Here is a 10,354-nt window from a genome sequence, read left to right as displayed (position 1 = left end):
CCGAAGCCGAAGCGAACTACTATGCTGCCGCTGAGCAGATCGTTATGGCGGCGTGACTCACATCTAATGGCCTCCGGCAAACCCGGCGCGGTTCATAGCGACTGTGAGCAAGCACAAAGCCGCGTTCGCGATCCTCCTAGCCGGTGGGCTGATCATGGTGTCGGAACCCGCCTTCGCTCAGGGCGCCAGGGACTGGGAGAATGTTCCAGTCGATACGAACATCCTGTTCCTCTACTACACCTATTCAAACACAGAGGCTTCGGTCGATCTTTCGCTACCCATCGAAGGCGTGTCTGTGGACGCGCATGTGCCCATAGCGCGCTATGCGCGTTCTTTCGGCATCGCTGGCCGAGCGGCGGCCGTCCAACTCATCGTACCCTACGGCTTCGTGACCGCACGTCTTGATGGCACAAACCTTCAGACCCACAGCGAGGGCCTGGGAGATGTGAACGCCGTTTTCGTCATGAACATCTCGGGCGCGCCTGCGCTGACGCGCCGGGAGTTCGCCGCTTGGCAGCCGTCAGCTTATCTCACGGGGTCAATCGGCGTGACGGCTCCGACTGGCGCCTATGATGCGGGGAGTCTTCTTAACATCGGCAAGAATCGCTGGATGCTGAAGCCCCAGGTCTCGTACGGGAAGTACCTCGGCCGGCGTGCGCTCTTTGCCGTGAATGGTAATGTCCAGTTGTTTACGGTCAACGACAAGTACCGAGGTGACGGCAGGCTGCAGCAAAGAGCCCTGGTCGGCGTCGACGGTCACATCAGTCACGACGTTGGCAATGGCGCTTGGCTGTCCTTAGACGCAGTTTATGCTCATGGTGGAACCACAAAATTCAACGGTGTCGCGCAGGACAACCGGCAACAGACGCTTAGACTGGGAGCCAGTGGGAGTGTCAGCCTGGACCCTGCGACAGCAATCAACGTCGGATTTACCCGTTCTGTGGCGAAGAAGGACTATACGCCTACGACAACCACATTCTCGTTCAATATAAGTAGGGTGTTTTAGAAATATTTCGAAGAAAATGGTTCGGTCTGCATCGTTGTCTTGGCTAAATTGGGTCATCAGCAGCTTTGCGCCACGTCTTCAAGCCGGATGAGCGACCTCTACCGACCAGATCCGGTCGTTCGATAGTCCAACCATGAACGGCAGCTTCTGAGAGAACTTGCCACGCGCCCGGCGTCAGCCGCTCGGCATCAACGCTGTCGTTCAGCCCCCCGGTCGTCATCAAGGTCGTCGAACATCATGCGCCGAAAAATCTCCCATCGGCGCTCGAACCGCTGTTCGAGATGATCTCCCACGATACCGTCCCACTTAGCCCTGCTGGCCTCTCCGTCCAGGAGATCAACCAGAAGCTGACAAGCTTCATCGACACCATGTTTTTGCCAACGGGCAAGTTGAGCGACTTGCTCGATTGCATCAAGCATTGGCTTAAGGGCAGCCGCAGCCCATGCCCGCAATCGCTCCCGAAGATGTGCCGAGTTGGCTGCCTCGAGCGCAATCGCCGCGTAGAGCGCTGCGTATCCCGGCGAGGCGGAGAAAACGAAATACGTGCGCGCCATCGCCCGGAGCGACGCCAGCGGATCGGTTCCTTGTCCAGCGTCTTCAAGAGCAGCGATGAACCTGCCTACGTCTCGATCCACAACTGCCTCGAGCAAAGGAAGCTTGCCCGCATGGCGGTTGTAGACTGTGTGCTTCGACCACCCGAGCGTCGCGGCGACCTGATCGATGGACGTGCCGGCATACCCGCGCTCGGAGAACAATCGGCGTGCAGCGTCGAGCAACGCCTCGTCGCGCGCCGCAGCTTGCGCCTTGGTGGGCCGACCGCCAGCTTTCGTCACAGCAAGGTCTCCCTCCGACATTCGCATTGCATAGCATCGATCCTGCTATTATCTGCACGATACCGTGTCGTTTCAAGAATGTCGGAGGTCCTGTCCATGCCCTCGATTAGCGCATCGGCGCTCCATTGGGCGACCCCAGACGAACGGCCGGTCTTGACGGGGATCGACCTGCATCTGTCCTGCGAGCGCGTGGGCCTGGTCGGACGCAACGGCGTCGGCAAGTCGACCCTGCTCCACCTCCTGTCCGGGGATCTACGACCACGCTCTGGTACCCTCGTCGTCGATGGCCGCGTCCGCCTGATGCGGCAGGCGATCCGCACGTCGGCGACCGAGACCATTGCCGACCTGTTCGGGATCAGCGACGCATTGCGCATCCTGCGACGTGCCGAAGATGGAACCGCCGCCATCGATGAACTCGCCGATGCCGACTGGACGCTCGAGGAGCGGGTCCGCGGCGCGCTGTCGCGCGTCGACCTGGACGCCAGCGCTTCTACCACAGTCGCCTCGCTTTCGGGCGGGCAGCGCACCCGGGCCGCCCTTGCCGCGGCCATTTTCGATGCGCCCGACTTCCTCCTGCTCGACGAGCCGACGAACAATCTCGACCGCGCTGGCCGGAACGCCGTCCGCAGGCTCGTCGAAGGCTGGACCGCGGGTCTTTTGGTGGTGAGCCACGACCGTGCCCTTCTGGACGGCATGGACGCCATCATCGAGCTGACCACGCTGGGTGCGACGCGCTATGGCGGCAACTGGACCCGCTATCGCGAACGCAAGGCTGTAGAACTGGAGGCGGCGGAAGCGGATCTTGCGCATGCCCAAAAGCAGCAGACGGCGGCAAAGCGCAAAGCCCAAATGGCCATGGAGCGAAAGCTGCGCCGCGACGCAGCGGGATCACGGAAGGCTGCGCGAGGCGACATGCCCCGCATCCTTATGGGTGCGCGCAAGAATGCCGCCGAAGCAAGCGGCGGAAGCGGCAAACGCCTCACGGAAAGGCTCGTCGATGACGCCGCCGATGCGGTAGCGGCTGCGCGGGCGCGCATCGAGGTCCTGCAGGAACTGTCGGTCGTTCTGCCGCACACTGGGTTGCATGCGGAGCGTGCGGTGCTGGAGCTGCACGATGTATGCGCGGAGTACGAACCCGACCGTCCGCTGTTCCAGCACCTCGACATGCACATCGTGGGCCCCGAGCGCATCGCCATCACCGGCGTGAATGGCGCCGGCAAAAGCACGCTGCTGAAACTGATCGCGGGCGAGCAGCCGCCAACTGCCGGCCATGTGTGTCTCCAGGTTCCCAGCGCCGTCATAGACCAGCATGTGTCGTTCCTCGATCCGGCGGCATCGATCCTCGACAATTTTCGGCGCCTCAACCCGGATGCGGACGAAAATGCATGTCGCGCCGTGCTCGCGGGCTTTCTATTTCGCGCAGACGCCGCGCTTCAGATCGTCGGCACGCTTAGCGGCGGGCAGATGTTGCGGGCGGGGATAGCATGCCGCCTTGGCGGGCCCACGCCGCCACAGTTGCTGATCCTGGACGAACCTACCAACCACCTCGATCTCGACTCCATCCAAGCGATTGAAGATGCGCTCCACGCCTATGACGGTGCACTGCTTGTGGTCAGTCACGACGATACCTTCCTGGAGAAAATCTCCATCACCCGGCGGCTCGCGCTCGTACCCGGCGAGCGCGGCGCTGTCCTGAGGCAGTGGGACGAGGGAATCGCGTGACCGCCTCGCATTCGTATCGATCTGTCGATCCGCTCGCGCGCAAGGCATTTTGGACCACCTTCGCGGGGTTCAGCATTGATGCCATGAGCGTTCAGGTCGTTGCATTCCTCCTCCCCGCCCTTTCGTTCCTGTGGAGCATCTCGCCGACAAGGGCAGGGATGCTCGCTTCCGCGGCCCTGGCATCGGGGTCGATCGGCGGCTGGTTGGCGGGTTCGGTATCGGACCGGATTGGGCGCATCGCGGTGCTGCGCATCACCATCCTCTGGCTTGGCATATCGAGCGCGTTGTGCGGACTGGCGCAGACCTACGACCAGCTTCTCCTCGCCCGACTGGTCCAGGGCTTCGGCTTTGGGGCCGAGTGGAGCGTCGGCGTCGTGTTCATCAGCGAAATCGCGCCGCGAACTACCCGCGGCCGCACCCTCGGGAGTCTCCAGAGCGCCTGGGCCGTCGGGTGGGGGCTCGCAGCGGCCACGACGTCTATTGCCTTGGCGCTCGTGCCGCCGGCGATCGCCTGGCGGATCGTCTTATTCGTCGGGCTGTTGCCCGCCCTCGCGATTGCGGGCCTTCGAACGCGCATGATCGAGCCGCCGATCTTCCCGGCAGGCGATGCGCCTCTCCCCTGGTACCGCATCTTTGGCCGCGATGCGCGATGGAAGACGTTGAAAGGCTGTGCTTTGGCCACCGGCACCCACGGTGGATACTGGGCCATTGCCACGTGGTGGCCAACCATGCTGCGGCTCGAACGAGGCCTTTCCCCCCCCGCCACCACCCTGCATATGGCCGTCCTCGTCGGCGGCTCGTTCCTTGGCTATCTTCTCGCGGCGTGGCTCAGCGACAGAGTCGGCCGCCGGGCAACGCTCGTGAGTTTCGCAGCCGCCGGGGCGGTCGTGGCGCTGGCGGCAACGCAACTAAGCCTGTCGGACGCCGCACTGCTCCTGCTGACCGCGGCGCTCGGCCTGTTTGCGCTGGGGCTCTACAGCGCCCTCGGGCCCGTCTTGACCGAGTCCTATCCGACTGCCCTGCGCGGCTCGGGCCTGGGCTTCTGCTATAATATGGGTCGCGGCCTTGCGGGGGCCACGCCGGTCGCGGTCGGCACCAGTGTTGCCGCCCTCGGCTATGCCCACGCCATCGGCTTGTACGTCGCCATGTCCTATACCCTCGTCGTCCTCGCCACAGCAGCATTGCGAGAGACACGTGCGGTCGACCTCGTGCGAGTGGCTGAACTGGGCGGCGCTGAAAGGCCGAATACAATCTCTGCGCCACGATGATCCCGCTGCCGAGAGGTATCGCGTCGGTTGGTTCTCGTTAGCGCGCCGAAAGCGGTTGCGGCGAGGACTCGACAGAGGCGCTCGCACGGTATCACAACGCCTAACGGGCGCCCGCGAGAGATCGGGCGCATAGCCGGGCCTCCCCTCAGGATCGATGGAGGCATCCTTCATGAACGCCCATTCCGCAACCACCGACCTTCGTCGCCGGGACTTCGTGCAGGTCGCCGCGGCTGTTGCAGCAACGCTCGCCGCGGGCAGCACCGCCGCGCGGGCGACTGCCAGGATATTCGCACCAGCCGCAGCCACGTCGATGGTCCCCGTGCAGCAGGTCGATGCCGGCGTGCTCAACATCGGCTATGTCGACCTGGGCCCCCGAAACGGGCCGCCGATTCTGCTGCTCCACGGCTGGCCCTACGATATCCATGCGTTCGAGGCGGTGGCGCCATTGCTGGCGGCGAAGGGCCACCGTGTCATCGTGCCCCACTTGCGGGGTCATGGCACGACAACCTTCCTTTCCGCCGTCACCGTGCGCAATGCCCAGCAGGCGGCCCTCGCCGTGGACGGCCTCGCTTTGATGGACGCGCTCGGGATCAAGCGTGCCGTGGTGGCCGGGTTCGACTGGGGTGCGCGCACGGCGGATATCATGGCCGCGCTGTGGCCGGAGCGCTGCACCGCGCTTGTTTCGGTAAGCGGCTATCTGATCGGCAGCCAGGCTGCCAACGCCAAACCGCTGCCGCCGGCCGCGGAACTCCAGTGGTGGTATCAATTCTATTTCGCAACGGAGCGGGGAAAGCTGGGCTACGCAGCCAATACCGCCGCGTTCAACAAGCAGATCTGGCAGTTGGCCTCTCCGCAATGGAAGTTCGACGATGCCACCTTCGCGAGGTCGGCCGCTTCCTTCGCCAACCCTGACCATGTGGCGATCGTCATCCACAACTATCGCTGGCGGCTGGGGCTTGCGGAAGGCGAAGCCAGATACGACGCTCTCGAAGCAAAGCTCGCAGCCGCTCCGCCAATCGCCATTCCGACCATCACGATGGAAGGCGACGCCAACGGTGCACCCCACCCGGACCCCTCTGCCTATCGGGCTCGTTTCACGGGGCGGTACGAACACCGGCTGGTCTCGGGCGGTATTGGCCACAATCTTCCGCAGGAAGCGCCCGAGGCTTTTGCCAAGGCAGTGCTCGATGCCTTCGCGATGGCGGGATGAGAAGCAGATGATATGCCGCAAGCAACCGACGTTCCATCAGGTCTGCCTGGGCGCCCTGGCCTTGTCTACCGCAGCCTTCGGCCTCTGTGCAGTCTCGGCGGCGCGCTCAAGGCAGGATGCGGGACCGTCTCTCTCCGTGGTGAATCTGCCGAGCGGCTATCGCGACTGGAAGTTGATCAGCGTGGCGCAGGAGAGGGGCAAGAACAACGACATTCGAGCTATTCTGGGCAACGATGTCGCCGTACGCGCCTTTCGCAGCGGAAGGCGGCCCTTTCCCGACGGCGCCGTTCTGGTGCGGCTGGCATGGCGCTATCAGTCTTCACCGCAGAACGACAAGGTCTTCCCCGCGCCGCAGTCCTTCGTCGCTGGCACGCCGACCAACGTGCAGATCAGCGTGAAGGACGCCAAGCGCTACGCAGCCACAGGCGGCTGGGGATATGGCCAGTTCGAAGGCGGCCGCCCCTCGGTGGACGCATCCATCCCGCGTTCCTGCTTTGAATGCCATCAAAAGCTCCGGACACTCGATCCGGCGGCCGATCTCGTCTTCACCCACTATGCCGAATGAGTGCGGGTCGCGCGGGCATAGAAGCAAGCTAGTTCAGGAGGTTCTCATGCGTACTTGGCTCATCACCGGCTGTTCCCGCGGCCTGGGTCGAGCATTGGCCGAAGCCGTGATCGATGCCGGAGATCGGCTCGTGGCGACGGCACGAAGCGTCGCGGCGCTCGATGACCTGGTGGATCGCGGCGGCGACAACATTCTGGCGCTGCCGCTCGATGTCACGGATCCCGCTGCGGCGGGGAACGTCGTGGACGCCGCAAGGGAACGCTTCGGGCGGCTCGATCTGCTCGTGAACAATGCGGGCTACGGCAATGTCGCACCGATCGAGGACACGTCGATTGATGACTTCCGCGCTCAAATCGAGACGAACCTGTTCGGCACGATCTTCATGAGCAAGGCAGCGATCCCCCACTTCCGCGCGCAAGGAAGCGGGCATTTCATCCAGTTTTCCTCCATCGGCGGGCGCGCTGGTGCAACGGGGCGTGCGCCCTATTCCGCCGCGAAATTCGGCGTGGAGGGCTTCTCGGAGGTCCTTGCGATCGAAATGGCGCCGTTCGGCGTCCATGTCACGATCGTCGAGCCGGGTGGCTTCCGCACCGACTTCGCAGGCCTATCGACCCAGATCGTCGCGGGCAATCCAGCCTATGCCGAAACGGTCGGTCGCACCGCGGAAATGCAACGCGCCTATGACGGCAAACAGCCCGGCAGCCCTGAAAAGGCGGCACAGGCCATTCTGACGCTGGCGGACGCGTCGCAGCCGCCGATACGGCTGGTGCTCGGATCCGATGCCTATGCGCGCGCCGAGCAGATCGACGAGGCGCGGCTGGCGGAGCTCCGAGCCTGGCGTGCACTGAGCACTTCGACGGACTTCTAGGGAGGTGAGCGGGCCTGCGCCGGCACCGCGCCGGTGATGCCGCCGCGACAAGGTCTTGGTGCCCGTGCAGAACACGGGCACCATGTGCGTCAATGGGCAGTCGCCGCCTGCTCGATCAGGCGGGCGACCTCCGGCGCATGAGACACCATCACGACGTGGGACGCGCCCTTGACGACCACAGCAGCGCGTGCGTGCGCCCGCTGCGCCATGAACGCCATCGCGGCAGGCGGGATGTTCCTGTCCTGGTCGCCGTAGATGAACCACGAGGGCAGCGCCTTCCACGCTGGTGCCGTTGAGGCTTCCGAGAGCGCAGCCTGTGCGATTGGGCGCTGGCCGGCAGCCATCAGCGCCGCAGCGCTTGCAGGCACGTCGGCGGCGAATTGATCGTGAAACCGGGCTTGCAGGATGTAGAGATCCTTGCCGCCCCCCGTGAGATTCACGGGCGGCGCGAGCGTCGGGCTTAGCGTGCTGCCGGGGAACTTGCTGGTAAGCGCCAGCGCTGTTTCGCCCTCGTCCGGCGCGAACGCCGCCACGAAGACGAGCGCCTTCACGTTCGATCGGCCTTCACCCGCCTCGCTGATCACCGATCCTCCATAGGAATGGCCGACAAGCACGACCGGGCCGTCGATGCTCTTGAGGAGGTCCGCCACCACATCGGCATCCGCTCGAACGCCGCGCAGCGGGTTCGGTGCTGCGATGACCTTGTACCCGTCGCGCTCCAGGATCGGGATAACGCCGTTCCAGCTGGACGAGTCGGCAAACGCGCCATGTACGAGAACAATCGTAGGCTTTGTGTCTTGAGCCTGCGCCAACGGGGCGAGCAGGCCCGCCGCCGCAAGCGCCAGTGCGCCGCGAAGTAAGTTGCGCATCGTTGATCTCCTGGTGTTGCTGCCGATCAGGCCAACGCCACGACGGCGTCGATATTGCCTTTGATGGCTTTGGAATAGGGGCAGGTGCGATGCGCGGCCTCAATCAGCTGCCGCGCCGTCTCCCGTTCTACTCCGGGAACATGGACGTTAAGACGCGCTGCCAGCGCAAAGCCGTCTTCGCCGTGTCGCAGTTCGACTTCGGCGTCGATCGCGAGATCGGCCGGCAGGGAAACGCCCTTGGCCTTGGCCGCGATCGCCATCGCGCCCTCGAAACAGGCGGACCAGCCGGCAGCGAACAGCTGTTCGGGGTTCGTGCCTTGCCCCGGGCTTCCCGGAGTTGCCAGCTTGAGCGCCAGGCGACCGTCGTCGCTGGTGGCACTGCCCTCGCGGCCCCCGGTTACGTGCACCTTCGCGGTGTAGAGAGTCTTGGCATCAGACATGCTGTCTTCCTTTCTTGGTCAGTGGCAAAGAGGCGGAGGATCAGCGCAGCGGGCGAAAGGCGGCGCGGACTTCCTCGGCAAAGACCAGCGGCTTCTCCCACGCGGCAAAGTGACCGCCATCGGGCGCTTCGTTGAAGTAGAAGAGGTTGCTGTAGCAGCGCGTCGCCCAGCTCTTCGGCGCACGGAAGATCTCTCCCGGGAAGACCGAGACGGCGACCGGCAGGTCGATCACGCCGCGCGCGTTGAAATTGTTGCTGTGATCTTCCCAGTAAATCCGGGCGGCAGACGCACCGGTACGGGTCAACCAGTAGAGTGAAAGGTCGTCCAGGATCGCATCGCGCCCCAGCACGCGCTCGGGGGCGCCCGCCGGATAGGCCCATTGCGCGATCTTCTCATACATCCACGCCGCCATGCCGACCGGCGAGTCCACCAGCGCGTAGCCGATCGTCTGCGGCCGAGTGTTCATCATCGCCGCATAAGCCGCATTGTCGCGGTTGAAGGCTTCGAGCTGATCGAAGGCGCCCCGTTCCTTTGCCGTAAGGTTCGTCGGCGCCGGGTCCCCCGCAGCCAGGATCTTCGCAATGTCAGCGGGCACGACCGCGGGCATGTTCAGGTGGATGCCGATCAGGCCCGGCACGTGCTGGAGCGCCATACGCTGCGAAATAACCGAACCGCAGTCGCCGCCTTGGCTGACGTAGCGGTTATACCCGAGCCGGCGCATCAACACCGACCAGGCGCGGCCGATATGATCCGAACCCCAACCGACGGTCGTCGGCTTCTCCGAAAAGCCGAAGCCTGGAATCGACGGGATGACGAGATGGAAGGCATCTTCCGCCTTGCCGCCATGGGCGGTCGGATCGGTCAGCGGGCCGATCACCCGCAGGAACTCGAGGATCGAGCCCGGCCAGCCATGCGTCAGGATCATCGGCATGGCGTTTTCCTGCTTCGAGCGGACGTGCAGGAAATGGATGTCCAGACCGTCGATTTCGGTCATGAACGTCGGCAGCGCATTCAGCTGTGCCTCCACCTTTCGCCAGTCATATCCGGTCGCCCAGTATCGGAGGAGCGGCTCGAGGGTCTGCCGCCGCAGGCCCTCGCTGTCATCGGAAGCGGGCTGCGCGTCCGCCCAGCGAGTGTCGAGGATGCGTTGCTTCATTGCTGCGATGTCCGCTGTCGGAACCGAGATCCTGAACGGACGGATGGTCGAGCCCGCCTGCTTGCGCGCCGCTGCCGGAATGGCGCTCAACGCCGCTGCGAGCGCCGTGCCGACCACAAATTGTCGGCGGGATGGGGGTAGGTCTGCACGCACCGGGCGTCTCCTCAGTCTGGCTGCAATTGCCCGGACGATAGAGCCGCTGCCGAAAGAGGCGCGTTAGGTAGAATGATGTGGCGTTAGCGTGCGCGAGCCGCAGCCCATTCGCGATGCGATCCCGCGCTCGGGGCGACCCGCTTTCACCAACTAACGGCGGGGCGCGCCCTGGACTGCCTGCGACGACTGGTCCGGTTGCATAGTTAGTTGATGCGCGCCTGTGATGCCAGCCTGGGCGGGAGGCGTAGCGTAGCGGAGCCGATC

The 10,354-nt window shown here is 64.3% G+C and carries 10 protein-coding genes; 6 read left to right on the top strand and 4 right to left on the bottom strand.

The features are described from left to right. Nucleotides 1–103: 103 nt before the first annotated feature. On the top strand, nt 104–1,006 hold the full coding sequence (locus tag GGR89_RS21855; RefSeq protein ID WP_206431287.1) for a transporter: 903 nt from the start codon (nt 104–106) through the stop codon (nt 1,004–1,006). Nucleotides 1,007–1,194: 188 nt separating this feature from the next. Here the strand turns inward: GGR89_RS21855 and GGR89_RS21850 are convergent, their stop codons facing one another. Next, a complete protein-coding gene (locus GGR89_RS21850; RefSeq protein ID WP_164521921.1) occupies nt 1,195–1,839 on the bottom strand; it encodes a TetR/AcrR family transcriptional regulator in 645 nt (214 codons plus the stop codon). Between the two features lie 96 nt (nt 1,840–1,935). On the opposite strand from GGR89_RS21850, the gene GGR89_RS21845 reads away from it, so the two are divergent. The 5 genes from GGR89_RS21845 to GGR89_RS21825 all read left to right on the top strand — a co-directional run bounded on the left by GGR89_RS21845 (nt 1,936) and on the right by GGR89_RS21825 (nt 7,472). Further along, a complete protein-coding gene (locus GGR89_RS21845; RefSeq protein WP_125978247.1) occupies nt 1,936–3,561 on the top strand; it encodes an ABC-F family ATP-binding cassette domain-containing protein in 1,626 nt (541 codons plus the stop codon). After that, nucleotides 3,558–4,829: an MFS transporter gene (locus GGR89_RS21840; RefSeq protein WP_125978229.1), complete on the top strand. Its 1,272-nt coding sequence runs from the start codon at nt 3,558–3,560 to the stop codon at nt 4,827–4,829. The genes GGR89_RS21845 and GGR89_RS21840 overlap by 4 nt, the downstream gene beginning before the upstream one ends. Before the next feature lie 169 nt (nt 4,830–4,998). Further along, nucleotides 4,999–6,039 carry an alpha/beta fold hydrolase gene (locus tag GGR89_RS21835; RefSeq protein WP_125978231.1) on the top strand — a complete coding sequence of 347 codons (1,041 nt, stop codon included), beginning with the start codon at nt 4,999–5,001 and terminating at the stop codon, nt 6,037–6,039. A gap of 7 nt (nt 6,040–6,046) precedes the next feature. Next, nucleotides 6,047–6,604 (top strand): cytochrome P460 family protein, encoded by a 558-nt coding sequence (locus GGR89_RS21830; RefSeq protein WP_125978233.1) that lies wholly within the window; start codon nt 6,047–6,049, stop codon nt 6,602–6,604. 46 nt (nt 6,605–6,650) lie between these two features. Then, a complete protein-coding gene (locus GGR89_RS21825) occupies nt 6,651–7,472 on the top strand; it encodes an oxidoreductase (RefSeq protein WP_241213660.1) in 822 nt (273 codons plus the stop codon). 89 nt (nt 7,473–7,561) lie between these two features. Here the strand turns inward: GGR89_RS21825 and GGR89_RS21820 are convergent, their stop codons facing one another. The 3 genes from GGR89_RS21820 to GGR89_RS21810 all read right to left on the bottom strand — a co-directional run bounded on the left by GGR89_RS21820 (nt 7,562) and on the right by GGR89_RS21810 (nt 10,054). Continuing rightward, complete coding sequence (locus GGR89_RS21820; RefSeq protein ID WP_245201762.1) at nt 7,562–8,284, bottom strand: alpha/beta fold hydrolase; 723 nt, start codon at nt 8,282–8,284, stop codon at nt 7,562–7,564. 83 nt (nt 8,285–8,367) lie between these two features. Then, complete coding sequence (locus tag GGR89_RS21815; RefSeq protein WP_125978239.1) at nt 8,368–8,781, bottom strand: organic hydroperoxide resistance protein; 414 nt, start codon at nt 8,779–8,781, stop codon at nt 8,368–8,370. Between the two features lie 40 nt (nt 8,782–8,821). After that, nucleotides 8,822–10,054, bottom strand: a complete 1,233-nt coding sequence (locus GGR89_RS21810) for an epoxide hydrolase family protein (protein ID WP_342449857.1) — start codon at nt 10,052–10,054, stop codon at nt 8,822–8,824. Between the last annotated feature and the right edge of the window lie 300 nt (nt 10,055–10,354).

The organism is Sphingomonas trueperi (genome assembly GCF_011927635.1).
In the GTDB taxonomy this organism is placed as follows: domain Bacteria; phylum Pseudomonadota; class Alphaproteobacteria; order Sphingomonadales; family Sphingomonadaceae; genus Sphingomonas; species Sphingomonas trueperi.
The sequence above is the reverse complement of the archived record's forward strand: the minus strand, read 5'-3'. Positions and strand labels throughout refer to the sequence as shown.

Bases quoted from the DNA above. Each gene is read 5' to 3' on its own strand.
- GGR89_RS21830 (WP_125978233.1), top strand. From the start codon at position 6,047: ATGATATGCCGCAAGCAACCGACGTTCCATCAGGTCTGCCTGGGCGCC.
- GGR89_RS21845 (WP_125978247.1), top strand. From the start codon at position 1,936: ATGCCCTCGATTAGCGCATCGGCGCTCCATTGGGCGACCCCAGACGAA.
- GGR89_RS21835 (WP_125978231.1), top strand. From the start codon at position 4,999: ATGAACGCCCATTCCGCAACCACCGACCTTCGTCGCCGGGACTTCGTG.
- GGR89_RS21815 (WP_125978239.1), bottom strand. From the start codon at position 8,781: ATGTCTGATGCCAAGACTCTCTACACCGCGAAGGTGCACGTAACCGGG.
- GGR89_RS21825 (WP_241213660.1), top strand. From the start codon at position 6,651: ATGCGTACTTGGCTCATCACCGGCTGTTCCCGCGGCCTGGGTCGAGCA.